The following is a 24,362-nucleotide window of genomic DNA, read 5'->3' as shown; positions in this document are numbered from 1 at the left end:
GTGGCATTCTGCGCTCCTGACACTGGTCGGTGTTCAACGAGCGGGAGGACAGCCGACACGCAGCAGCAGGACGTCGCAGTATCCGCTCCCCGTTGTGACCACCCCCCGCGTCTCGCACCAGGAAACAGAAACCTGTGGCAGTGCGCGCACAGTCCTGACTTAAACCACCTAATCGCATGAACTGGTCTAATCTGCTGATCTGTGACGCTGGCCAGTGAGCCCTTCTCCAACCTCTCCGTGTAGTGCGGCCACTTCCTTCTGCGGAACCAGCCGGGCGCCGAACATGGCGCATCTCCAGTCCGTCTCCGCCGCCGCCCGCTTCCATGAGCGTCAGCGGCGCGCTGAGGGGGCCCGGCCGGGTCGGTGGAGGCGACCGACAACACCCACTCCACCGACCTGGCCGAGTCGTCCCTGACCTGGAGTTCCTGAAGCAGGCGGGCAGCGTGCCGTCCGCCTCCCAGCGGGCGAACCTCTCGCCGGCCCATAACGCTCCGGCCGGTCCCGTCCCGAGGAACCCGTCGGCAACCCACACAACACCCCGTTGATCAACCGCTAGCGGTCCCGCTACCGACGACCCGCCCGCCAGCACCCGGCAACAGGGGCGGCGCCAGCCGCCCCCACGCCACACCCGTCAGCGTGCCGGCATTCGCGCCTACCAGCCGGCCTTGACCTTGGTGTATGCGGTGCGGCATGCCGCGTCCGGGGCCTCGGTGGAAAGCTTCGTCATGGCGCCCTGCCAGACCTTCTTGACCACGACTTCCAGCTTGCGGGTCTCGGCAGGGATGGTGGGCGCGTACTTCTTGACCGAGCCCATGGTCGCGACGGCGAACTTGTTGCACGCGGGCGCGGCCGCGTTCTGCCAGCGGGTGTCGAGGTCCTGCGCCACGGCGGGACCGTTGGCTGTGGCCCAGCTGTTCCACGCCGCGCAGGCGCTCTCGGTGAACTCCGCCTGCTCGGCTTCGGTCAGCCTGCTCATCTCACCCAGCAGGGCGTTCCACGGCTCGTCGGGAACGGTGTAGCGGGTGGTGGGGAACTTCTCCTGCGTCTTGAAGATGGCCTCCGAACATGCCGGAGGCAGCGGGGCTGCCTGCCTCTGGGCGCCCGCGTTCAGCATCTGAGGAGTGACGGTCATGGATCGGGAGGCCGAGGCAGGCGGCTGAGACGGTGCGGTCAGCGCCTGCGCCGAGGCGGCCAAGACCGCAGCGGAGGCCACCGCGGTCGTCAGAACAGTGCACTTCATACGGCGAGAGGCCATGGTTGATGCTCCTTTACTTGAACGGGCTGGTCCGGAACGGCCTGTCGCTCGATCACAGAACGAACGCAGGTGCAGGATACGGGCACTTTCCCGGCATGTGGGCTGGTGATCTAGCGACTTGGAGCCCTGTCACATGGCGCTGGCCAGCGGATACAACAGAAGGCATGCCGTAGGAGCTTGCGCACGCGCCCCCCTTGATGGTCACCGGCACCGCGTGACGCCTTGCCAGAACGGTAGAGGCGTCACCCCTACCTGGTGGCGCTCTGTCCCCCGTGTGAGGGACGGCGCATCGAGGCTCTGCGGGGGCGCGCTCACTCTGGTCTGCCGTTGGAAGCGCCGCCCTGGCACCGGCGGACAATCAGGGCCTGACAGAGCATTCGAAGTCGGTGCGGTGCCTCGTCGAGAGCAGCCGGACCGATCACAATCTGTGATAACAGGTCACCGACTAATTTGCGTTGCCTTTGCCAACTACGTTGCGTCATAGCTCTCTGACCAGTGGCAGCCGATTCCGGCTCTTGCCAACAAGGCTGCGTCGTCACACCAGGACCCACATCTGTGTCGGCAGGGGTGGGTCGTCGCGCAGCAGGATCATCTGCTCGCGCGGCGCCATTTCCGTGGACGGACCGCGGCCGTGCAGGTCGGTGTGCAGGAGCTAGAGGACCAAGGGGGCGCCCGGACGCAGGCCGTCGCGCAATGCCGGCAGCGAACGGTGCGGGTCGATGAAGGCCAGCGTCCCGATCGCGTACGCGGCGTCGAACGGCTCGGCTCCGGCCAGGTACTCGGTCACGTCTGCTTGGACGAACTCCACGCCGTCAACGTCGGCGTGGGCGGAGACGGCGCGTTCATGCTGGGTCGGGGACAGCTCGATGCTGGTGACGCGGGCTCCGTGAGCCTGGACGAGGTGGACGGCGTGGTGGCCGGCTCCGGACCCGATGTCCAGGATTCGGCGGCCGGCGATGTCACCGAGGACTTCTGCACCCGGTCCGATCCCTTCCCAGGGCGTCCAGCCGAGCCGGTCGGGGATGGGCGGGGTGTAGGCGCGGGCCAGTTGACGCTGGCCGTAGATCTGCCAGGCCCGGGTGTTGGTGTCCTCGGCGGGCACGGTTGCCTCCTGGGTGAGGGTGCTGGGGAGATCAGGTGTGCGTGATCAGGTAGGCGGGGCCCTCGCCGCGCCGGGCTCGTTCGATGGCGTCGAGGCGGGCGAAGGCGCGCGGCGCCATCAGCTCCTGCCAGGTCGCGAGGTCGTGGACGGCCCACATGTCGTGCTCTGCGGGATCGAGTCGGATCCGGCCGAGCTGGTCGGCGGTCAGCTGGCCTCCGTCGAAGATGAGCCCCACCTTGTTCAGCGGCAGGCGCGGCCCGGCATGAAGGAAGTGCGTCAGAAGCAGCTTCGGCGTGTCCAGACCGAGTTCGAGGCCCGTCTCCTCGACCGCCTCTCGCCGTGCGGTCTGCAGCGGGTCCTCGCCTGGAACGTCCAGGTTGCCGCCCCGGAACTGCCAGAGTCTCGAGCCGTAGACCGAGCGGAGCTGGACCGGCCGGTCGTGTTCGTCGCGGATGTACAGGCAGCCGTACACCGTGTGGTGGGGGACGGTCTGCGCGTACTGCGTGGGCGTCATCGGCATGGGGCGGCCTGGCCGGGCAGTGCGGTGGTCGAATGCGAGGGCGAGAACGCCGAGGGCTTCCTTGGCCGGCGGGTAGATGCTGCGGAGGTTGGCGAGCAGCTCTCCGGGCGGCCCGTCCGAGTCGATGCGCACGGTGTCCTCCGAGCTGAGCAGATCCTCGAAGGAGTGGTACGGGGTGATCCGCTTGACGATGACGTCGAGTTCCCGCCCGGTGTCCCGGTCGTGGAAGACGACCGTGTCACCGACTGCGACGGCGCGCTTCTGCGGGGTGGCCACCCTCACTTCGATCGTCTTGCGGCCTGCTTCCACTTGGCGGTAGTACCGCCCGAGCAGGTGCATGTGGTGCTCTTGTGGTTCACCTCCGGTCGCCGGACTCGGGACGGCTGGGATCGCCTGCTGGGTGTCGTCAGGCACGCGTGCCTCCGTTCGATGCGGTCCGTCCGTTGCGGCCTTGGGATCGCAGGCGCGCCAGGGTGCGGTGGCCGCGCTCCTGTGGTTCCGGATCGGCGTGGGTGGCGAGAAAGTGGACGAGGATGCCGGCTCGCTAGGGCAGTTCGATCGGTCCGTAGCGCGCGTGCGGCTCCTGCCGCATCAGCGCGTCGTACCGATCCGCTACCGAGAAGTGCCAGAACTCGGTCGCATAGTTTGTAAAACCTGCGTTCTCCATAGCGTTGAGCAGCAGCGTGCGGTGGTGGCGCGCGCAATCACTGAGGTTCGGGGCGTGAGTGAAGCAGGCGCCGTCGCTCTCCTCGGGGGAGGCATTGACGCGGGTGCCGAGGTCGAGTTCGTGGCCGTCCTGGTCGACGAGGGTTACGTCCACGGCCGCGCCCGCGGAGTGGGGCGCGATCTCCGGCGGCGACACGTACCGGCTGGCGGCCTGGTGCAGCTGCTCAGCAGTCCAGCCGGGGTGAGCGGAGGCCAGCTCGTCCCGGTACTCGGTGAAGTAGTGCTGCTGTAGGGCCAGCGGCCGGTAGCCCTCGATGAACAGCAGGTCGGTGCCAGCGGGCAGGAGCGAGCGGGCGTGCTCCAGCCGGGCGAGGACGCCCTCGCGGACGTGGGCGAACGCGCCCAGTGGATCTTGCTTGCGGGGATCGACGCGGAAGCTGTGGTCACGCACGTCGACGAGCGGCTCCCCGCACTCGCGCACCGGGATCGCGGCGACCCGCGGATCGGACATCAACACCAGAGGGTTCATCGAGTCTCCCTGCGACGGCTTGCACTGCGGTGGCGGGATGGGGGAGGCAGAGGCCAGGTCGGTTTCGCTCACGATTCGCGCGACGGTGTCCTGCAGCGTGTTGTCGGCCGGGATCACGGTCTCCAGACCGCCGGGCAGCAGATCCAGCTCGCGGTACCAGGAGGCGAGGTGGCTGTCGGTGACTTGCGCCAGGTACGCGGCATCCGCCTTCGACGCGTGTCGGACAAACGTCGATTCCAGCGGCACGTCCAGGTAGTAGCAACAGGAGACGCCGCGGTGGTCCCGCACCAGAGACGTGATCAAGTGGCTGTAGCGGTCGGCGTACAGGATCCCCTCAAGCACCACGTGAAAGCCGGCGTTCAGTGCTTCGCGTGCGATCCTGCCCAGCAGGGCGATGTTGGCGCCACGCGCGGTGTCATGTTCCCTGAGCACGTTCCGGCGGATCACGTCCTGGCCCACGATCGCGATACCGCGGCCGTAGTGATCTCGCAAGCCCTGGGCCACGCTTGACTTGCCTGACGCCGAGTTGCCGCGGATCACCACCAGACGGGTGTCCTCACGGCCGGCCGCAGTTGCAGTGGACACACGACGGTGTGCGCCGCTCGGAGTGCCGGTCATGTGCGCCAGCCCGTCTCGCTGTACAGGTCCCCGTTCTGGATCTTTGCGATGGCTTGGCGGGTGTAGGAAACGAGGTTGTCGGGCAGCGCGGCGGGGTCCCAGAACTTCCACTGGGTGCACTTGTCCGGCTCGCGTAGTTCCGGCTCGCCGCTCCAGGCGCGGGCGCGGAAGAACAGGCCGATGCGGGGCCGGTCCCCGGCGCGGTCGATGTGGTGGACGACGTGGACGAGTTCGACGTCCTGCCGCTCGATGTGCAGGCCGGCTTCCTCTCGGGCCTCCCTGATCAGGCAGGTGATGGCGCTCTCCTGCTCGCAGTGGCCGGCCAGGACGTGCCAGGTGGACGGCGCGAACGCGGAGTCGGGGTGGCGCAGCCCGAGCAACACCGTCCCGTCGGGCCGCTCCAGGTAGAGGTGGACGCCGATGACGTTGAGGACCGTGCCGTGCGGCGAAGCTGGGCGACGCTCCTCGTGCGACGAGAGCCCGCTCTGCGACGCAGTGCGGGAAGCGTTGGCCGGGAGGCCGGCGGCGTGGCGCCGTACAAGGTCGCTGGTGGTGTCTGCGATGCGCAGGCGGTGGAGGTCGTCGGGGGTGAACCAGGCCAGCATCACCCCTTCCGTCAGGTGGAGTTCGCGGGGATCGCCGTTCCAGCGGCCGGCGTAGATGGCGATGGGCACGGTCGCGCCGGCGTCGTCGGAGGCGTACTCGGTGCCGAACGGGGTGAGGTCGGCGATGTGGAGACCGGTTTCCTCGGCCAGTTCGCGCCGGACGGTGTCTTCCAGGGTGGCGTCCTTGGGCTCTCGGCCGCCGCCCAGCAGGGACCACATGCCCGGCTCCCAGATCTGGCCGGGGAAGTAGTCACGCAGGTGGAGCAGGTACTCGCCGCGGTCGTTGTAGATCAGGGCGGAGGCGTTGGCCGTATCCGGTTCGGTCTTGGGCGGGAGCTTGAGCAGCTTGTCGCGCAGGGAGGGGGAGGTCACCCTGTCCACGGGACGCCACTCGATGCCGCCGACCTCTTCTTCCTGCAGCACCATGGGCACATCTGTTGCGGGGTGCAGGCGGAAGAGGAACCGGAGGTCGAAGTGCTGGTGGCCGGGTTCGCCTTTGCCCGGGTGGGTGTCGATGTCGTGGGTGTCGATGTCGAACGGCACAGTCTCGTAGCCGGGCCACGGTGCCACGGCCTGCGGCGGGATCCCGGTCTCTTCGTGCAGCTCCCGCAGCGCCGCTGCTGCCAGGGACTCATCCTCGGGCTCGGCGTGTCCACCGGGAGCGAGAACCTTCCCGCTCGCCAGGTGCAGCACGTGCAGGACGCGGCCGAGCGGGTCGACCACGATCGCGCCGCAGGTGACGTGTCCGGTGTAGGTGGAGCGGCTGGCGATGTCGGTGGGACGTTCGAGGGCGTCCAGGAGGCCGCCGAGCTGCTCGCGCTCGTGAGGGTGGCGAGCGAGGTAGGTCTCGACGGTGGTGCGGATGTGGTCGTGCGACAACGGCATGGGGCTACCTCAGAGGGGCGTGGAGCGGGAGGAGTCGAGGCGGGGTGCGTGTTCGGGTCAGCTCAGCCGCATCCCCTCCACCGGGATCTCCTCGATGGCGGCGGGGCGAGCGGTGGGCAGGCCCCACCGCTCGCGTGCCGTCTCCGCCGCGAGCTGGGCTTGCCGCGCGCCGGGCGGGACCCAGCCCGGCAGGGCGGCTGCCTGGGCGGGGGTGGCGAGCAGGCGGGCGAAGGGGTGGCCGGAGGCGGGGTCGACGGCCGCCGGCCCGATGCCGGTGACCCGGGCGGCCAGGCGGAGCCGGGCGTTGGACCCCACTCCGCCGTAGACCTCGCCGGTCTCGTCCAGCACCCAGCCCAGTCGCACCGTTTCGGTCAGGGTGAGCTGGGCTTCCTCGGCGGCTTCGCGGTGCAAGGTGTCCTCGGGAGTCACGTGGGTCGTCTCCACGGTGCCGCCGGGCAGCATCGGCAGCGCACCCCGCGGGCCGGTGTCGGCCACCAGGACGACCCGGCCGTCGGGGACGAAGCACCACGCCCAGGCTTGCTGCACGGGCAGCGGCCCGGGGACGGGGCCGCGATTGAGAGGGCTGTCCCACGGAGGCCAGTAGCGGACGTGGACGTCATGGCGGTCCAGCGCCGGGACGTCGTGGATGTGCCGGCCGTCGGCGAGGTGAGCGGTGGCGGTGTTCCCGAGCCGGGCACGGTAGGCGGCGAGCATGATTTGCCCGTCCACGGGCCGCAGCCGCTGCACCGCGTCCCGGGTCTCCAGGAAGGCGTACTCGGACAGCTCCTCGCGCGGCAGGCGGATCGCCTCCACCTGGTCGGGGTGGAGGGTTTCCCCGTCGAAGACGAACCGGATCTCGCCGGGGCATGCCGTGGCGGGCTGAAGGTCGGGGTGGTGCGGGGAGAAGGAGTGGACGGCGAGCACGGCCGACAGGGGTAGATCCAGGTCCTGTTCCTCGGTGATCTCGCGCCTGCAGGTGACGTGCGGGTGTTCGCCGGCTTCGACGACGCCTCCGGGCAGCAGCCACGAGTCGTCCTCGCGGTAGGTGTGGTGCACCAGCAGGACCCGGCCGACCTCGTCGGTGATGATCGCGGCGGCGCCGAGCCACGCCGCATGCCGGGTTGCGGCGTACTGCGCTGCTGGCAGAGCGGCACGCGGTGAGACGTGATCCGAAGGGGAGACGGGAGAGGTCACGTATCTCTGCCTTCCGAGACGGTGTACGGGCGAGTGGGCAGCGCGGAACGGCTAGGGGTGATCAGGGGGTGTCGCCGCTCATCCGGCGCTGCAGCTCCCACAGGGTCCGGAAGAGACCTGGCTCCTGGGTGAGCTGGGCGTAGGTGCCCTCCTGGACGATCCGCCCTTGGTCCAGGGTCACGATCCGGTCGGCGACGGCCACGTTGGTGAGCCGGTGCGTGATCAGCAGGATGGCGCGGTCCTTGGCCAGTTCGCGCAGGCCGGCGAAGATCCGGTGCTCCGCGCGGGCGTCGAGGGCGGCCGTGGGTTCATCCATCACCAGCAGCGCCGCCTGCCGGTGGAACGCGCGAGTGAGGACGAGACGCTGCCACTGCCCGCCGGAGAGCTGTTGTCCGCCGAACCACTCGCTGGTCAGGAGGGTGTTCAGGCCGGAGCGGAGGCCCGGCAGCATCTCCGCGGCGCCGGACGCCTCGCATGCGGCGAGCAGGGCCGCGTCGCTGGTGTCGCCCTGCCCGAACGTGATGTTGTCGCGCATCGTCAGCGGCAGGTACGTGAACTTTTGCGGGACCAGCGCGACGTGCTCCCAGGACCCCCACGGGTCCAGGTCCGCCGTGGAGGCGTGGTCCCAGGCCACGTCGCCCTCGGTGGGCAGCAGCAGCCCGCACAGCAGGCGCGAGAGGGTTGTCTTGCCGGAGCCGTTCTCCCCGACCAGCGCCAGGATCTCCCCGCGCCGCACGTGCAGGGAGACGTTGCTCAGGCTGTCCTTCGGGGCGCCGTCGTAGCGGTAGGTGACGTCGCGGACCTCGAAACGCTCCGGGGCCGTGGTCACGGGCGCGGTGCCGCGGGAGTCGGTCATGGCCTGGCCGTGGGCGTTGTCGAGGAAGTTCTGCCAGTCCTGTACGTACCAGCCGGTGCGCACCAGGCGGGCCCCGCCGTTGATGATGCCGCGCACCGAGCCGGTGGCGGTCTGGAGGGCGAAGACGGCGCCGCCGCCGGCCGCCAGGCTCATCCGCCCGGAGGCCAGGAGCCACAGCAGCGCCGCCCACACCGCGGTCGAGGCGATCCCGCCGGCCACTGCTCCGGCCAGTCCCATCCAGGCACCGGTGTTCGCGGCTTGGCGTTCGGCGGCGTTGACCGAGGCGGCCAGCCGCCGGTACCGGCCGATCAGGAAAGGGCCGGCCAGGCAGGCGCGCATCTCCTCACTGGACTCCTGATAGGCCATGTGCCAGCGCAGCTTGCCCAGCATCCGGCGCCGCCCGGAGGTCTCCAGCCCGGCGAGGTAGATCACGCGGGCGGAGCGGACGTAGGCGGCGGCCTGCGGCAGGCAGGCGAGAAAGAGCAGGGGAAGGAGCAGGGGGTGCAGGACGGTCAGGACGGTGGCGCCGGCCGCGAGCGTGGCGGTGGCCGCGAGGACGTCCTGCGCTTCTTCGACGAGGTCGGGGGTGACCTGGGCGCCGCGGTCGGCGATGTCGTAGGCGTCGTTGTAGCCGGGCTTGTTGTTGGCGGCCAATTCCGCGCCGAGCGCGGCCTCGATCATCGTCAGCTCCGCTGCCCGGCCGAGCACCGGGCGCAGACGGCCGGTCAGCCAGACGACGGTGATGCCCAGCAGGGTGCGCAGGCCGGTGGCGGCGGCGATCACGGCCAGCTGCGGGGCGGCGTCCCACAGCCGCTCGGTGATGTCGCCCGAGGAGATCAGCGCGGTGATCGTGCCCGTGACGGCCAGGAGGCTGAGGGCAGCGAGGACGCCGGTCCCGATCTGGCATACCAGCAGGCCGATGGTCGCGCCGCGGTCCACGCGCCAGGCCATCTGCACCGAGCGCCGCACGAGCGAGGGCAGGCGCCGCGCCATGGTGCGGGAGGTCAGCAGGGAGCCGGCCTGGAGCCTTGATTCGTCGCGGTAGAGGTATTCCTCCTCTCGAACACCGGCCTCCTGCGCTTCGTCGTCCGGCGCGGTCCCCTTTGGTGGTTGCGGCGGCTGGTCCTGCGTAATGGCCGAGGTCATCGTTCCCCCTAGGACGGTCGCTGCGGCAGAGTCGTGAGGTCTAACGACACGGCTGCGATATCGAACACACGTCATTCGGTCGTGCTGGGGAGCCCGCTATTTCCTGCGTCAGGGAACCCCGCGGGCGCGGGATCCCTGGTCTCGCTTGGAGCGGCTGCGGGCAGGAAATGGCCGAAACGCTGACACCGCCAAACAGCGAGGGCAGTACGGCGGGCCATCCCGGTCGACCCCTCCTAGCCGGGATCTGGTTCGGCCTGCAGCAGCCTTTCCAGCTCTGTCTCGGCGTGGCCGACCGCGCCCGTCAGAGCCTCATGGTGGTGGGCGGACAGGACGCCGGATCCCAGTCCGGCCGCGGCGATCACCGCGTTGAGCGCATCTGTCGCCCCGTCGTCCAGAGCAGAAGCGGCGACGGGGTGGTGCAGTGCGTCTCGTGCGGCGTAGGCGTCGAGTCGGGCGACGCTGACGAGGGAGTCGAGTACGCGGGCGGCATGTCGTCCGGTGCGGTCCAGTTCCAGGGCTGACAGACCCGTCCGGGTCTGGAAGGCGGCGGCCGGCGGATCGGGGTGGGCAAGGAACTGGACGGCCTCCTCAAGGGTGCGGTCGAGGTCGAGTTCAGGGACGGGGGCGTCTGCGGGCCGGCAGTGGGCGTGCAGGAGGAGGGCGATGGCTCTCTCCCAAGGCTCCGTGGGCTGGGTGGTGTCGATCAGGTCGCGGGCCTGCTGGTCCAGGCCCTGCTCCATCAGGGCCATGATCTTGATCTGACGGCCGTCGAGGAGCCGGTTGCCAATGCCCCGATGCTGGGCCATGGCGTCGGCCGCGTCGGTCCACCGCCCGATCTGGGCGAGGGCGCGGGCGCCGTCCACGAGCAGGGTGACCCACAGCTCCTGACACACCGTGCGGTGGTCCTCGTCCGTGCCGGTCAGAGCAGACAGGTCGACGGTGCGGCCGTCGATGTCGGTCTTGTTCCGGTGCCGGGCAGCGTCGTTGAGGCAGATCAACAAGCTGTAGGCAGTCTCGCCTTGGCCGGCTCGGGTCAGCAGCCGGGCGAGGTTGACGAGCGGCATCAGCGACATGACCGCGATCGGTCCGCTCAGGCGGCCAGCGTCGGCGAAGACCTGGTGCTGGCGCCAGCACAGGCCGGCGGCCAGGTCGGGCAGGCCGACGTCGGAGGCGATCAGCGCGGCGTAGTTGAGGACCCCGCAGGTGCGGGCCACCAGGTCATGGTGGCTCGCACCTGCGGGCGCGACGGTCAGCCCGGTGAGGTGGTTGATGCGCTCCTCTAAGACGTCGTCTCATTTGGCGAGTCTGCGGTAGCAGATGAGGCTGCAGGCGATGGCGGTGAAGGCGAGGAAGTGTTCGGCTTTGCGTTCGTAGCGGCGGTGCAGGCGGCGGCAGCCGGCCAGCCAGGACATCGTCCGTTCGATGGTCCAGCGGTGCCGGCCCAGCCGGGTGGAGGACTCGATGCCCCTGCGGGCGATGCGGTGCCGGATGCCCCGCTCGCGAAGCCACCGGCGCAGGTCGTCGTAGTCGTAGCCCTTGTCGCCGTGCAGCTTGGCGGGCCGCCGCCTGCGCGGGCCGCGCCGGGAGCGGATCGGCGGAATGCCACGGACGAGGGGCTTGAGGGCCTGGCTGTCGTGGAGGTTCGCGCCGGAGATGCCGACGGAAAGGGGCAGACCGGCCCGCTCGGTGACCAAATGGATCTTCGAGCCCTTCTTGCCCCGGTCGACAGGATTCGGACCCCTCAGGTCCCCCCTTTCAGGGCCCGCATGTTCACCGAGTCGATCGCGCACCGCGACCAGTCCAGCTCCCCGCGCGAGCCCAGCTCGTCCAGGACCAGACGGTGCAGCTTCGCCCAGACCCGGGCGGCACTCCACTCGGTGAAACGCCGGTGCGCGGTCGGCCCCGACGGACCGAAGACCGGCGGCAACTGCCGCCACGTGCAGCCGGAGGTGGCCACGAAGACGATCGCCGCGAGCACCTCACGGTCACCGTAACGACGCCGCCCACCGCCTTGCGGCCGTGTCGGAGCGGGCGGCACCACCCGCTGAAACAACTCCCACAACCCGTCCGGGACCAGCCGCTCCACGATCGTCATGCCTCAAGATTACGAACCCAAATGAGACGACGTCTAAGTTGCTGTTGGGCGGGGCTTCGGAAGGTTTCCAGGTGGATCGCGCCGAGCCTCGTTCGTGCCACCACACTCGATGCTGCTTCCTGAACCGCCTGGAGGCCGTGATCAAAGAGGAAAGCGTTGCTCGTAGCGACCTGAAGGAGGGCACGCGCCCGGAGGGCCCACTGCCGACACGGCCACAAGTACATGCCGGAGAATGTATACCTGGGTTCTCGTTGGCAGGACCGGAGCGGGGCAAGGCCCGCTAGGTCCACCCCGGCGATGTGACATCTCGTGACAGATGAGAGGCTCAGACGGGTGAGCGAGACACCACCGAACACCCTGCAATACCGCTTTGACGGGCCAGAAGAGGCTCCCGTCCTGATCTTGGGTCCCTCACTGGGTACCACATGGCACATGTGGGACCGGCAGGTCCCCGAGCTGACGAAGCAGTGGCGTGTGTTCCGGTTCGATCTGCCGGGGCACGGAGGTGCCCCCGCCCACCCCGCGGGCTCGGTCGCCGATCTCACCACGCGGCTGCTCGCCACCCTCGAAGGGCTCGGCGTGCAGCGCTTCGGCTACGCGGGCTGCGCGCTCGGCGGCGCCGTGGGGATCGAGCTGGCCCTGCGCCACCCCGAGCGCCTCGCGTCCCTCGCGCTGATCGCCGCCTCGCCCCGCTTCGGTACGGCGGACGAGTTCCGCCGGCGCGGGGTGATCGTACGGACCAACGGGCTCGACCCCATCGCCCGCTCGGCGCCGGAGCGCTGGTTCACCGGCGGCTTCGCCGCCGCCCAGCCCGCGATCACCGAGTGGGCCGTGCAGATGGTGCGCACCACCGACCCCGGCTGCTACATCGCCGCCTGCGAGGCGCTCGCCTCGTTCGACGTGCGGGCCGGACTCGGCAGCGTCGGCGTGCCGACCCTGGTGCTGGTCGGCTCCGAGGACCAGGTCACCGGCCCCGCCGAGGCCCGTACGCTGGTCGCCGGGATCCCGGACGCCCGGCTCGCCGTCGTACCCGGAGCCTCCCATCTGGTGCCGGTGGAGCAGCCGGCCGCCGTCACCGATCTGCTGGTGCGGCACTTCTCCACCGCCTGGCAGCCCGGCTTCGACACCGCCACCGGCCACGTCGCCCTGCCGGCGGCGGCGGTGAAGCCGGTGCCGGCCGTCGCCGCGCCGCAGCAGGTCCCCGTCGCCGAGATCGCCCCGCCCGTCGCCCCGCAGCGGCCACAGGGCGGACCGGACGCCTACGACGCCGGGCTCAAGGTCCGCCGGGAAGTGCTGGGCGACGCGCACGTCGACGGGGTGCTGGCCGGGACCGACGACTTCTCGGGCGACTTCCAGGAGCTCGTCACCCGCTACGCCTGGGGCGAGGTCTGGAACCGGCCCGGACTCGACCGGCGCACCCGCAGCTGCGTCACCCTCACCGCCCTCGTCGCCGGCGGCCACCTGGAAGAGCTCGCGTTCCACATCCGGGCCGCCCTGCGCAACGGGCTCACCCCGGACGAGATCAAGGAGGTGCTGCTCCAGGCGGCCGTCTACTGCGGCATCCCGGCGGCGAACAGCGCCTTCCGGGTGGCCCAGCAGGTGGTCCGCGAGGAGACCACGCCCCAGGAGTGAGCCCTCAGGGGTGCTCCGCGCGGCCCTGAGCGGCACGGGGGCAGGATGGGACCATGAAGCTCACGAAGAAGTCGCACTCCTGCGTCCGCCTGGAGAAGGACGGACGCGTCCTCGTCCTCGACCCCGGAGCGTTCAGCGAGGAGGACGCCGCCCTCGGCGCGGACGCCGTCCTGGTCACGCACGAGCACCCCGACCACTTCGACGAGAGTCGGCTGCGGGCCGCCCTGGAGGCGAACCCGGCCGCCGGGATCTGGACCCTGAAGTCGGTCGCGGAACAGCTCTCGGCGGCCTTCCCGGGCCGCGTGCACACCGTCGGCCACGGCGACACCTTCACCGCCGCCGGCTTCGACGTCCAGGTCCACGGCGAACTCCACGCGGTGATCCACCCGGACATCCCGCGCGTCACCAACGTCGGCTACCTCGTCGACGGCGGGAAGCTCTTCCACCCGGGCGACGCGCTCACCGTCCCCGACCGGCCGGTCGAGACGCTGATGCTGCCGGTCATGGCGCCCTGGAACAAGATCTCCGAGGTCATCGACTACGTCCGCGAGGTGAAGCCGAGGCGCGCCTACGACATCCACGACGCCCTCCTCACCGACCTCGCCCGGCCGATCTACGACCGCCAGATCGGCGGCCTCGGCGGCGCGGAACACCTGCGGCTGGCGCCGGGAGGTTCCGTCGAGCTGTGAGGCGGCCGGCGGTCGGCGCGCGTTGTCACAGGTGCCGGGTAGGTTGGGGAACATGCGCATCGCGACCTGGAACGTGAACTCGATCACCGCTCGCCTGCCGAGGCTCCTGGCCTGGCTGGAAAGCAGCGGCACGGACGTGCTGTGCCTCCAGGAGGCCAAGGTCGCCGAGAAGAAGTTCCCGGTGGAGGAACTGCGCGAACTGGGCTACGAGTCGGCGGTGAACGCCACCGGACGGTGGAACGGCGTGGCGGTGCTCTCCCGCGTCGGCCTCGAGGACGTCGCCAAGGGCCTGCCGGGCGATCCCGGCTACGACGGGGCCGTCGAACCCCGCGCCGTCTCCGCGACCTGCGGCCCGGTCCGCGTCTGGTCGGTGTACGTGCCCAACGGCCGCGAGGTGGACCACCCCCACTACGCGTACAAGCTCCAGTGGTTCGAGGCGCTCAAGGCCGCCGTGGCCGGCGACGCGGCGGGTAGCCGCCCGTTCGCCGTCATGGGCGACTACAACGTGGCACCGACCGACGAGGACGTCTACGACCGGGCCGACTTCGAGGGCTCCACCCACGTCACCCCCGCCGAGCGCGCCGCCCTCGCCTCCCTGCGCGAGGCCGGCCTCTCCGACGTCGTCCCGCGCCCCCTCAAGTACGAACACCCCTTCACGTACTGGGACTACCGCCAGCTCGCCTTCCCCAAGAACCGCGGCATGCGCATCGACCTGGTGTACGGCAACGAGCCCTTCGCGAAGGCGGTCACGGACTCCTACGTCGACCGTGAGGAGCGCAAGGGCAAGGGCGCCTCGGACCACGCACCGGTCGTGGTGGACCTCGACGTGTAGGCCCGCCGCCGGCCGTTGTCCGACCCCGCGCGCCTGTGGTGCACGACGCGGTACGAATGACAGGCTGGAGGTATGAACATCCCTTTCCTGGGCAACCGGCGCCAGAAGACAGTGGTTCCCGATCCCGAGGGCATCGCGGAACTCCTCGCCGAATGCGAACTCTTGCGCTCCCAGGCCGACCGGGCGGGGGTCCGGCTCGACGACTCCCCGGCCTCGTTGGAGGCGCTGGACCAACTGGTGCCGCGCTGGCGCGACGACGAGGAGAGCTCGACCTGGCTGGGCAACGACGCCGGACTGTATCTCGGCACCGTCATCGTGCGCACCGTGCCGGGGGCCGGCTGGGAGATCCGCGCCGACGGCCAGCCGGTCGTACGGCTCACCTCCGGCCGGGAGTTCGACGTCGTGGACGCCGGACAGGAGTGGGCGGCCAACGGCGTGCCCGAGCTGTCCCAGCTGTACGCGGAGGTCGCGGAGGCGTGAGTCTCCGGCCCGCGGCCCGGCGTAAATCAGTGTAAATACGGCTAATGACCGAAGAGCGCGTGTCGCGCCATCCCGGTGATCTTGCCCGGATACGTTGCGGCGACCACCGCACGGCTGAGACGAGTAGGGGTGGGTATGGCCGTCGATCCGCTGATCGAACTGCGTGACGTCAACAAGTACTTCGGGGACCTCCATGTCCTGCGGGACATCGGGCTCACCGTGGGCAGGGGAGAGGTGGTCGTCGTCATCGGCCCGTCGGGGTCGGGGAAGTCGACGCTGTGCCGGGCGATCAACCGGCTGGAGACCGTCCGGTCCGGCACGATCCTGCTCGACGGACAGCCGCTCCCGCACGAGGGCAAGGAACTGGCGCGGCTGCGCGCCGATGTCGGCATGGTCTTCCAGTCGTTCAACCTCTTCGCGCACAAGACCGCGCTGCAGAACGTCTCGCTGGGCCAGGTGAAGGTCCGCGGACGCAAGAAGGAGGACGCCGACCGGCGCTCCCGTGACCTCCTCGACCGGGTCGGCGTCGCCGACCAGGCGGACAAGTACCCGGCGCAGCTCTCGGGCGGCCAGCAGCAGCGGGTGGCGATCGCGCGGGCGCTGGCCATGGAGCCCAAGGCGATGCTGTTCGACGAGCCCACCTCCGCCCTGGACCCGGAGATGATCAACGAGGTCCTGGAGGTGATGCGGCAACTGGCCGGCGAGGGCATGACGATGATCGTGGTCACGCACGAGATGGGCTTCGCCCGCTCGGCCGCCCACCGCGTGGTCTTCATGGCCGACGGCCGGATCGTGGAGGACCGCACGCCCGACGAGTTCTTCGGCGATCCGCGCAGCGACCGCGCCAAGGACTTCCTCTCCAAGATCCTCGAGCACTGACCGGGTGACGCCCGTAGACCCGTCCGCCCGGACCTCGACTACGATGGTTCCTTCATCCCGGTGGGGGAGGGGACCTCGTGTCAGGAGCGGGGACACCGTCACCGGGAGGGGCCCACCGCCCCACGTCCACGGGGCGGCGGAGCAACATCGGCCAGTCCCGTCCGGCGGCAGCCGGAGATCACTGCTCGCGCGGCGGGCGCGACCCCGACGACGGGTCGTCCGCCGGCGGGGAGAAGGTCAGCTGCGCGCCGGACGGGTGGTGCTGGACGAGGTCAGTCCGCCCGGTGACTGCCCCGCGCCGCGGCAGCAGGCAGCGCGGTCTGCGCGGCCCTGGACACGTCCGCGACCAGTTCGACCACATCAGGGCCGTACGCCTGTGAGTTGACCACCTTCAGCAGCAGGACGAACGAGTTCGAGCCGTGCTTGCGGGCCAGCCGCTCGTGGTGGCGGGCGAGATAGCGGGTCGCGGCCTGGTTGGTGATCGCGCGCTGACCGCAGAACAGGAACACCGGCCGCGTCTCGCGCCGTTCACCGGCGGTCAGCCGCGCCAGCAGCACGTACTCGGTGACGCCCGGGTCCATGCGGTAGCGCTCGGAACCGATCTGGAAGGCGCCCCGGTCCGGGCCCGGCTCCGGATCGACATTGACCCGTATCCCCGGCAGCATGGCCGCCATGTGGGCCACCATCCGCCGGTTCGACCCCGGCCCGCCCACACAGAACTCGGTCCGTTCGCCGAAGCCCTGGTGGGCCGCGTCCTGGGTGACCACCTGGACGTGCGCCCCGCAGTCCTTGATCAGCGCGGAGAGCTCAAGCAGCGCGAACACGTCGAAGCGGTGCACCGCCGGTTCCGCCGTCGCCGGATCGCGGTTGACGACGAGCAGGGACTCGGAGTTCTCCGGCAGGCCGAAGAACGCCTGCTTGCGCCGGAGTTTCCGCCTCCACAGATAGGTACGGGCGATCCAGCCCAGCGCGGCGCCGAGGCCGACGGCCACCACGCCCAGAACGATGTTGCGCACGTCGTCAGTCATGGGCGCGCATGGTAGCGGGCCACGCAAACCCGTGTTCGAGACACGGGCCACAGAGGCCACCGAACGACGGGACGGCACACCCCTCGGCATTCCTGACGGGAGCCCGATGACGAACTAGGCTGCGCGGACAGCCGTTTACCGGAGGTACGGATGCGTCGTCCTGTCGCACGGAGTCTCGCAGTCCTGGCGGTCGGTGCCGCCGTACTGTCGGTGGGGGCGGCCCCGCCGACCGCCCGGCACGAGGCGCCCTCCCGGCACACACCCAAGGTCCCGGTGGCCGTCGGCCACGGCGGCGCGGTCTCCAGCGTCGACGCCGACGCCTCCGCCGCCGGGATCGAGATCCTGAAGAAGGGCGGCAACGCCGTCGACGCGGCCGTCGCCACGGCCGCCGCGCTCGGCGTCACCGAGCCCTACTCGGCCGGCGTCGGCGGAGGCGGCTACTTCGTCTACTACGACGCCCGCTCCCGCACCGTGCACACCCTCGACGGCCGTGAGACGGCCCCACTCACCGCCGACTCCGGACTGTTCCTGGAGAACGGCGAGCCGATCCCGTTCGCCGAAGCGGTCAGCAGCGGACTCGGGGTCGGCACCCCCGGCACGCCCGCCACCTGGCAGCGGGCGCTCGACACATGGGGCGAGCGTGGCCTGGGCACGGTCCTGAAACCCGCCGAACGCCTCGCCCGCGACGGCTTCACCGTCGACGAGACCTTCCGCGCGCAGACCGCCGCCAACGAGACCCGCTTCCGCCACTTCCCCGACACGGCCGAGCTGTTCCTCCCGGACGGCGAACTCCCGGTCGTCGGCTCCACCTTCAAGAACCCCGACCTGGCCCGCACATACGGGGAGTTGCGTCGCGAGGGCGTCGGTGCCCTGTACCGGGGCGACATCGGCCAGGACATCGTCGACACGGTCAACAAGCCGCCCGTGGACCCGGATTCCGGCTGGAACGCCCGCCCCGGCGAGCTGTCCGAACGTGACCTCGCCGCCTACCGCGCCAAGTCCCAGGCGCCCACCAGGACCTCGTACCGCGGACTGGACGTCTACTCCATCGCGCCCTCCTCCTCCGGCGGGACCACGGTCGGCGAGGCCCTGAACATCCTGGAGCGCACCGACCTCTCCGAGGCGAGCGACGTCCGGTACCTGCACCGCTTCATCGAGGCGAGCCGCATCGCGTTCGCGGACCGGGGGCGCTGGGTCGGCGACCCCGCCTTCGAGGACGTACCGACCAGGGAACTGCTCTCCCAGCGGTTCGCCGACTCGCGCGAGTGCCTGATCAAGGACGACGCCGTCCTCACCAGCCCTCTCGCCCCCGGCGACCCCCGCGACCCCGAGCCCTGTGCGGCGGGCGGCGAGGCCGCCCCGACGACGTACGAGGGCGAGAACACCACGCACCTCACCACCGCCGACCGGTGGGGCAACGTCGTCGCCTACACCCTCACCATCGAGCAGACCGGCGGCAGCGGCATCACCGTGCCCGGCCGCGGGTTCCTGCTCAACAACGAGCTGACCGACTTCTCCTTCGCCCCGGCGAACCCGGCCGTCCACGACCCGAACCTGCCCGGCCCCGGAAAGCGCCCCCGGTCGTCCATCTCGCCGACGATCGTGCTCGACCGGTACGACCGGCCGGTGGTGGCGCTCGGCTCACCCGGCGGCTCCACCATCATCACCACCGTGCTGGGGACCCTCACCGGCTTCCTCGACCGCGGACTGCCCCTGGTCGACGCCATCGCCGCGCCGCGCGCCAGCCAGCGCAACACGGCACAGACGGACCTCGAACCCGGGCTGTACGACAGTGAGGTCAGGCAGCGCCTGGAGGCCATCGGGCACTCCTTCCGGGAGAACCCGGAGATCGGCGCCACCACGGGCGTCCAACGGCTGCCGGACGGCAGGTGGCTCGCGGCGGCCGAGACCGTCCGCAGGGGCGGCGGCTCCGCGATGGTCGTCCGTCCGACGCGCTAGCTCCCCGCAGGAGACGCCGCGCTCACAGCTCGGGAGCCGGCGTCTCCTGCGTACGGAACGCCAGGCGCCCGTCCTCCGTGTCCACCGTCACCCGGCCGCCCTCCTGGACCCGGCCGTCCAGCAGCAGCCGGGACAGCTGGTTGTCGACCTCGCGCTGGATGGTGCGGCGCAGCGGCCGGGCGCCGTACTCGGGCTGGTACCCGCGTTCGGCCAGCCAGTCCACGGCCGCGTCGGTGAAGTCGACCGCGATGCCCTGCCCCTTCAGCCCGCGCCGGGTGCCCTCCAGCAGCAGGTCGGTGATCCGCCGCAGCTCCTCGGCGGTGAGCTGGCGGAACACGACGATCTCGTCGATCCGGTTGAGGAACTCGGGCCGGAAGTGCTCCCGCAGCGGCCGCAGGATCTGCTCGCGCCGCGCCTCCTCGTCCGCGTCCGCGCCGCCGGACGCGAACCCGAGGGTCGCGCCGCGCCGGGTGATCGCCTCGGAACCGAGGTTGCTGGTCATCACGATCACGGTGTTGGCGAAGTCCACCGTCCGGCCCTGCGAGTCGGTCAGCCGGCCGTCGTCGAGGACCTGGAGCAGGATGTTGAAGACGTCCGGATGCGCCTTCTCCACCTCGTCGAGCAGCAGCAGCGAGTACGGGTGCCGGCGCACCACCTCGGTGAGCTGCCCGGCCTCCTCGTGCCCCACGTAACCGGGCGGGGCGCCCACCAGCCGGCTGACCGTGTGCCGCTCCTGGTACTCGCTCATGTCGAGGCGCACCATCCGGTCCTCGCTGCCGAACAGCGCCTCGGCGAGCGCCCGCGCCAGTTCCGTCTTGCCGACGCCCGTCGGGCCGAGGAACAGGAAGCTGCCGATCGGCCGGTCGGGGCTGGCGAGCCCCGCGCGGGAGCGCAGCACCGCGTCCGAGACGACGCGCACCGCCTCCTCCTGGCCGACGACCCGCTGATGCAGATGCCGCTCCAGACCCAGCAGCCGGTCCTTCTCCTCCTCGGTGAGGCGGCTGACCGGGATGCCCGTCTGGCGGGCCACCACCTCGGCGATCGCCTCGGCGTCCACCCACAGGCTCTGGCCCTCGTCGACCTCGTCGTCGCCGCCGGTCTCCGCGATCCGCTGCTTCAGCTCCACGATGCGGTCCCGCAACTGCGTGGCCCGCTCGTACTGCTCGTCGGCGACCGCCTGGTCCTTGTCGCAGGTCAGCTGCTCGACCTCGCGCTCCATGGCCCGTACGTCGGTGCCCTTGGTCCGGGCCCGCAGCCGCACCCGTGCGCCGGCCTGGTCGATGAGGTCGATGGCCTTGTCGGGAAGCCGGCGGTCGCTCAGATAGCGGTCGGACAGCTCCACGGCCGCCAGCAGCGCCTCGTCGGTGTAGCGGACCTGGTGGTGGGCCTCGTACCGGTCCCGCAGACCGCGCAGGATCTCGATCGCGTCGGCGGGCGTCGGCTCGGGCACCATGATCGGCTGGAAGCGGCGGGCCAGCGCCGCGTCCTTCTCGATCCGGCGGTACTCCTCCAGGGTGGTCGCGCCCACGATGTGCAGTTCGCCGCGGGCGAGGGCCGGCTTGAGGATGTTGCCGGCGTCCATCGAGCCGCCCTCGCCTCCGCCCCCGGCGCCGACGACGGTGTGCAGCTCGTCGATGAAGATGATCAGCCGGTCGGAGTGGGACCGGATCTCCTCGACGATGTTGTTCATCCGCTCCTCGAAGTCGCCCCGGTAGCGGGTCCCGGCGACCACGCCCGTCAGATCCAGGGCGACCACGCGCCGCCCGAGGAGGACGTCGGGCACGTCCCCCTCGGTGATCCGCTGGGCCAGCCCCTCCACGACGGCGGTCTTGCCGACGCCCGCGTCACCGATCAGCACCGGGTTGTTCTTGCCGCGCCGGGAGAGCACCTCGACGGTCTGCTCGATCTCGTCGTCGCGTCCGATCACCGGGTCGACACGGCCCTCGCGGGCCAGCGCGGTGAGGTCGCGGCCGTACTTGTCGAGGGTCGGCGTGCCCGTCGCGGGGCGGGGCCGTTCGGGGCGGACCTGCGGGGCCTCCGGCGCCTCCGGGGGACCGGAGGGGGCGTACCGGGCCGCGTTGAGGATGTGCCCTGCGGCCGAGTCGGGGTTGGCGGCGAGGGCGCTGAGCACGTGCTCGGGGCCGATGTAGCCGGCGCCGCTCGTCCGGGCCATCTCGTGGGCGTCCAGCAGGGCCCGTTTGACGGCGGGGGTGAGGGACAGCGAGGTCGGCGGCGGGGCCTCGCCCGGGCTGTGCTGGACGGGTCCTGACCGGTCGTCGATCTGGGACGCCAGGGAGTCGGGGTCCGCGCCGGCCCGGCTGAGCAGGCTCCGGGTCGGCTCGGCGGAGAGGGCGGCGCGCAGGAGATGCTGGGTGTCCAGGTCACGGCTGCCGTGCTCGGCGGCGTACTGGGCGGCGCCGCGCACCAGTTCCCGGGCGGGCTGGCTGAGGAGCCGGCCGATGTCGATCTGGCGGGGGCGTTGTCCGCCGAAGAAGCGGGCGAGGAATTCTGCGAAGGGGTCGCCCTCCGGGCCGACGAAACCACTCGTCATCGTCATCCGTTCCTTCGCTGGGTCGACGTGCCGGGGCCGGGTAACCCGGCCGGGGCTCGCTCATGCCCACGATGACACGATCCGTATCCGCGGGCATGTCAGGAGGGCGACGGAGCACGGCCCGCGGACCGGCGGTCGCCCGGCCGCAGCATCTGGCTCGCGGCCAGCTCACGGTAGAGGGGGCTGACGGCCAGCAGTTCCTCGTGCCGCCCCTGGCCGACCGTGCGGCCCCGGTCCAGGACGACGATGTGATCGGCGTGCCGCACGGTGGACAGGCGGTGGGCGACGATCAGCAGGGCGCACTCCCGGGCCACGTCCTTCATCACCGTGGTCAGCGCCGCTTCGTTGATCGCGTCCAGGTGGGAGGTCGGCTCGTCGAGCAGCAGCAGCGAGGGGCGGGCGAGCAGGGCCCGGGCCAGCGCCACGCGCTGGCGTTCGCCGCCCGAGAGGGTGCCCCCGCGCTCGCCGACCACGGCGTCCAGGCCGCCGGGCAGCCGGTCGACGACCTCCTCGAGCCGGGCCAGCCCCACCACCCGCCTGAGCTCCGTCTCCGGGGCGTCGGGCACGGCGTAGGCGATGTTCTCCCGCAGGGTGCCGTGCATGACGTGGGTGTTCTGGTCCACGACGGCGATACGGCGCCGGCAGGCGTCGCGGCCGAGTTCGACGGCCGGCCGGCCGTCGAAGAGCACGGTGCCCGCGTCCGGCTCGTAGAAGCCCGCGACCAGCGCGAAGACCGTGCTCTTCCCGGCACCCGAGGGGCCCACCAGGGCGACCTGGCGGTGCGGGGCGACGGCGAAGGACACGCCGCGCAGCACCGGCCGGTGCGGTTCGTAGCCGAAGCGGACGTCGTCCAGGGCGAGCGCGGGCCGCTCGCCGGCGTCCGGCGCCCCGGGGCGGGGCCGGGCGTGGACCCGCGTGACGGCAGGCCCGGTGTGCTCGACGGGAAGGCGCAGCACCTCCTCGACGCGTCGGTGGGCACCCATGCCGCGCTGGATGAGGCCCACCGCCTGGAAGACGGAGGACAGCGGCAGCACGAGGTAGGAGGCGTACAGCAGGAAGGCGACCAGGTCGCCGAGGGAGCCGGCCCGGCCGCCCACGCGCAGGCCGCCGACGACGAGGACCACGAGGAAGGAGCCCTGGACGGCGAGTTCGACGGCGGGGCTCATGACGGACGCGAGCTTCGCGGTGCGCACTCCCGCGTCGTGGGCCTCCTGCACGCGCGCTCCCACCCGGGCCGTCTCGCGCTCCTCGGCGCGGTGCACCCGGACCATGGGCAGGGCGCCGAGGGCCCGTTCCAGGTCGGCGGCGATGGCGCCGACCGCGTGCTGCATGCGTTCGGAGGCGCACCGGATCCCCTTGAGCAGGGAGGTGACGACACCGGCCGCGGCGGCCACGGTGAGCGCGACCAGGAGCAGCAGCAGCGGGTCGAGCCACGCCATCAGGACGACGGCCCCGACGGCGACGATGCTTCCGGTCACCAGGTCGACCAGGGCCTGCGAGACGACCTCGCGCAGCAGGGTGGTGTCGGCGGTGACCCGGGAGACGAGGTCGCCGCAGCGGTGGCGGTCGTACTCCCGCATCTCCAGCCGGAGCAGCCGGTCCACCAGACCGAACCGGAGCTGCCGTACGACGCCCTCGCCCATGCGCTCCAGAAGGAAGCGTCCCACCGAGCCGGTCGCGGCCTCGGCGGCGAACAGCGCGCCGAGCAGGGCCAGCAGCGGCCAGACGACCTGCCCGCGGCCGCTCGCGTCCACGGCGTGCCGGGCCACGAGCGGCTGGGCCAGCCCGAGGGCGGAACCCGCGAGGGTCAGCACGGCGGCCACGGCGACGGCCCGCCGGTGCCCGGCGGTGAGGCGGTAGAGCGTACCGAGCGCCGCCCGGGTGGACCGGTCCTCGCCCGGCGGCGCCGGCGGGTCGGTGAGCCCGTTCCGCTGCCCGGGGGCCCGGTCCGGGCCCCCGGCCGGCGCCCCGGCACGCGTGGGGCTGCCGGTGGGCCGGCCGGGGTGCGCCGGGGCGGGGCGCGTCGGGTCGTCCGGTGTCGGTCTGCCGGGGGTCGGGTCGTCCGGTGTCGGTCCGTCGGGGGTCGGGTCGTCGGGGGTGGGGCGGTCGGTCATCGGGCCGGTGGGCGGGAGGCCGGCTCCACGGAGACCAGCCGGGCGAAGTAGCCGTCGGGCGTGCCTTCGCCGACCGGGTGCCCCTCGGCCTCGATCCAGGCGTGCGCGGTGAAGGGCGGCACGACCCGGACCCCGGCGCACCAGGTCGGCCACGTTCCCCGCAGTCGGCACAGCAGGGCCGCGCCCAGGGAACGGGGCAGGCAGCCCTTCGGACCGGTGCAGCGCAGGCTGACCGCGCACAGGGCGTCCCGTGCGTTTTGGGCCTGGGCGGCCGTGGCGGGTGCCGCGCCGCGCCGCAGGACACACAGCACGGCACGGATGCGGCGGGGCGGCAGCAGGGTGAGCACGAGGGCGGGCAGCAGGACCAGCCGGGCGGCCAGGCGCAGCCCGAGCGGCACCCCGGTGGGGCGTTCCAGCGCGCTGGGCGTGGTCATGAGGCCAGTCCCGCCTCGCGCAGGTCACCGACGAGTGCCTCGACGTCCCGCAAGGCCTGCGCCCGCTCGATGTCGAACTCGCGGACCAGCACGGCGGCCGCGTCGGCGACCTCGCCGCCGTCCAGCAGCGTCCGCACCACCAGCGTGGCGGTGGGATTCAGCTCCCAGTAATTTCCGGCCCGTCCGTCCAGGAGCACGGTGCCGTAGTCGGTCTCGGCCGTGGAGACGTGCGTGTCGAAACGCAGGGGCATGGCATCGCCTTTCTGGACCGCGAGGGGGCCTCGCGGCCATGG

At 71.4% G+C, this 24,362-nt stretch carries 20 protein-coding genes; 6 read left to right on the top strand and 14 right to left on the bottom strand.

What is annotated here, in order from left to right; translation table 11 throughout:
• Nucleotides 1–652: 652 nt before the first annotated feature.
• The 9 genes from ACFXAE_RS05240 to ACFXAE_RS05200 form a co-directional block, all read right to left on the bottom strand.
• Nucleotides 653–1,132: a hypothetical protein gene (locus ACFXAE_RS05240; protein WP_384708252.1), complete on the bottom strand. Its 480-nt coding sequence runs from the start codon at nucleotides 1,130–1,132 to the stop codon at nucleotides 653–655.
• Between the two features lie 775 nt (nucleotides 1,133–1,907).
• Nucleotides 1,908–2,357, bottom strand: a complete 450-nt coding sequence (locus tag ACFXAE_RS05235) for a class I SAM-dependent methyltransferase (RefSeq protein ID WP_384708249.1) — start codon at nucleotides 2,355–2,357, stop codon at nucleotides 1,908–1,910.
• Between the two features lie 31 nt (nucleotides 2,358–2,388).
• The gene (locus tag ACFXAE_RS05230) at nucleotides 2,389–3,216 is read right to left on the bottom strand and encodes an NUDIX domain-containing protein (RefSeq protein WP_384708246.1); all 828 of its coding nucleotides are present in this window, start codon (nucleotides 3,214–3,216) and stop codon (nucleotides 2,389–2,391) included.
• Nucleotides 3,217–3,421: 205 nt separating this feature from the next.
• Nucleotides 3,422–4,657: a M15 family metallopeptidase gene (locus ACFXAE_RS05225; RefSeq protein WP_384708243.1), complete on the bottom strand. Its 1,236-nt coding sequence runs from the start codon at nucleotides 4,655–4,657 to the stop codon at nucleotides 3,422–3,424.
• 29 nt (nucleotides 4,658–4,686) lie between these two features.
• Nucleotides 4,687–6,180, bottom strand: coding sequence for an NUDIX domain-containing protein (locus ACFXAE_RS05220; RefSeq protein ID WP_384708240.1), 1,494 nt, complete (start codon nucleotides 6,178–6,180; stop codon nucleotides 4,687–4,689).
• A 57-nt stretch (nucleotides 6,181–6,237) separates the two neighbouring features.
• Nucleotides 6,238–7,374: an NUDIX domain-containing protein gene (locus ACFXAE_RS05215; protein ID WP_384708237.1), complete on the bottom strand. Its 1,137-nt coding sequence runs from the start codon at nucleotides 7,372–7,374 to the stop codon at nucleotides 6,238–6,240.
• A gap of 61 nt (nucleotides 7,375–7,435) precedes the next feature.
• Nucleotides 7,436–9,376: an ATP-binding cassette domain-containing protein gene (locus tag ACFXAE_RS05210; RefSeq protein ID WP_384708234.1), complete on the bottom strand. Its 1,941-nt coding sequence runs from the start codon at nucleotides 9,374–9,376 to the stop codon at nucleotides 7,436–7,438.
• A 233-nt stretch (nucleotides 9,377–9,609) separates the two neighbouring features.
• Nucleotides 9,610–10,590, bottom strand: a complete 981-nt coding sequence (locus tag ACFXAE_RS05205; RefSeq protein ID WP_384708231.1) for a hypothetical protein — start codon at nucleotides 10,588–10,590, stop codon at nucleotides 9,610–9,612.
• A 78-nt stretch (nucleotides 10,591–10,668) separates the two neighbouring features.
• A protein-coding gene (locus ACFXAE_RS05200) for an IS5 family transposase (RefSeq protein WP_384708229.1) occupies nucleotides 10,669–11,471 on the bottom strand; the annotation gives its coding sequence in 2 pieces (ribosomal slippage) (nucleotides 10,669–11,127 and nucleotides 11,130–11,471; 801 coding nt in all).
• Between the two features lie 333 nt (nucleotides 11,472–11,804).
• Between ACFXAE_RS05200 and pcaC the strand changes: the two genes are divergently transcribed.
• From pcaC to ACFXAE_RS05175, 5 genes are all read left to right on the top strand, one after another.
• Nucleotides 11,805–13,103 carry a 4-carboxymuconolactone decarboxylase gene (pcaC, locus tag ACFXAE_RS05195; RefSeq protein WP_384708226.1) on the top strand — a complete coding sequence of 433 codons (1,299 nt, stop codon included), beginning with the start codon at nucleotides 11,805–11,807 and terminating at the stop codon, nucleotides 13,101–13,103.
• Nucleotides 13,104–13,156: 53 nt separating this feature from the next.
• On the top strand, nucleotides 13,157–13,792 hold the full coding sequence (locus ACFXAE_RS05190) for an MBL fold metallo-hydrolase (RefSeq protein ID WP_384708223.1): 636 nt from the start codon (nucleotides 13,157–13,159) through the stop codon (nucleotides 13,790–13,792).
• 52 nt (nucleotides 13,793–13,844) lie between these two features.
• Complete coding sequence (locus ACFXAE_RS05185; RefSeq protein ID WP_384708220.1) at nucleotides 13,845–14,624, top strand: exodeoxyribonuclease III; 780 nt, start codon at nucleotides 13,845–13,847, stop codon at nucleotides 14,622–14,624.
• A gap of 72 nt (nucleotides 14,625–14,696) precedes the next feature.
• Nucleotides 14,697–15,104 carry a DUF6278 family protein gene (locus ACFXAE_RS05180; protein ID WP_384708216.1) on the top strand — a complete coding sequence of 136 codons (408 nt, stop codon included), beginning with the start codon at nucleotides 14,697–14,699 and terminating at the stop codon, nucleotides 15,102–15,104.
• A gap of 135 nt (nucleotides 15,105–15,239) precedes the next feature.
• Nucleotides 15,240–15,983 (top strand): amino acid ABC transporter ATP-binding protein, encoded by a 744-nt coding sequence (locus ACFXAE_RS05175; protein WP_384708213.1) that lies wholly within the window; start codon nucleotides 15,240–15,242, stop codon nucleotides 15,981–15,983.
• Nucleotides 15,984–16,255: 272 nt separating this feature from the next.
• Here ACFXAE_RS05175 and ACFXAE_RS05170 read toward each other — a convergent pair whose 3' ends face one another.
• Nucleotides 16,256–17,011 (bottom strand): hypothetical protein, encoded by a 756-nt coding sequence (locus ACFXAE_RS05170; protein WP_384708210.1) that lies wholly within the window; start codon nucleotides 17,009–17,011, stop codon nucleotides 16,256–16,258.
• Nucleotides 17,012–17,161: 150 nt separating this feature from the next.
• On the opposite strand from ACFXAE_RS05170, the gene ggt reads away from it, so the two are divergent.
• Nucleotides 17,162–18,970: a gamma-glutamyltransferase gene (ggt, locus tag ACFXAE_RS05165; RefSeq protein WP_384708207.1), complete on the top strand. Its 1,809-nt coding sequence runs from the start codon at nucleotides 17,162–17,164 to the stop codon at nucleotides 18,968–18,970.
• 22 nt (nucleotides 18,971–18,992) lie between these two features.
• Here the strand turns inward: ggt and ACFXAE_RS05160 are convergent, their stop codons facing one another.
• The 4 genes from ACFXAE_RS05160 to ACFXAE_RS05145 form a co-directional block, all read right to left on the bottom strand.
• Nucleotides 18,993–21,521, bottom strand: coding sequence for an ATP-dependent Clp protease ATP-binding subunit (locus ACFXAE_RS05160; RefSeq protein ID WP_384708497.1), 2,529 nt, complete (start codon nucleotides 21,519–21,521; stop codon nucleotides 18,993–18,995).
• A gap of 98 nt (nucleotides 21,522–21,619) precedes the next feature.
• Complete coding sequence (locus ACFXAE_RS05155; RefSeq protein ID WP_384708204.1) at nucleotides 21,620–23,635, bottom strand: ABC transporter transmembrane domain-containing protein; 2,016 nt, start codon at nucleotides 23,633–23,635, stop codon at nucleotides 21,620–21,622.
• On the bottom strand, nucleotides 23,632–24,069 hold the full coding sequence (locus tag ACFXAE_RS05150; RefSeq protein WP_384708202.1) for a lasso peptide biosynthesis B2 protein: 438 nt from the start codon (nucleotides 24,067–24,069) through the stop codon (nucleotides 23,632–23,634). The genes ACFXAE_RS05155 and ACFXAE_RS05150 overlap by 4 nt, the downstream gene beginning before the upstream one ends.
• Nucleotides 24,066–24,320 (bottom strand): lasso peptide biosynthesis PqqD family chaperone, encoded by a 255-nt coding sequence (locus ACFXAE_RS05145; protein WP_384708198.1) that lies wholly within the window; start codon nucleotides 24,318–24,320, stop codon nucleotides 24,066–24,068. The genes ACFXAE_RS05150 and ACFXAE_RS05145 overlap by 4 nt, the downstream gene beginning before the upstream one ends.
• Nucleotides 24,321–24,362: the final 42 nt, after the last annotated feature.

It is taken from the genome of Streptomyces sp. NPDC059454 (genome assembly GCF_042749965.1).
In the GTDB taxonomy this organism is placed as follows: domain Bacteria; phylum Actinomycetota; class Actinomycetes; order Streptomycetales; family Streptomycetaceae; genus Streptomyces.
The sequence above is the reverse complement of the archived record's forward strand: the minus strand, read 5'-3'. Positions and strand labels throughout refer to the sequence as shown.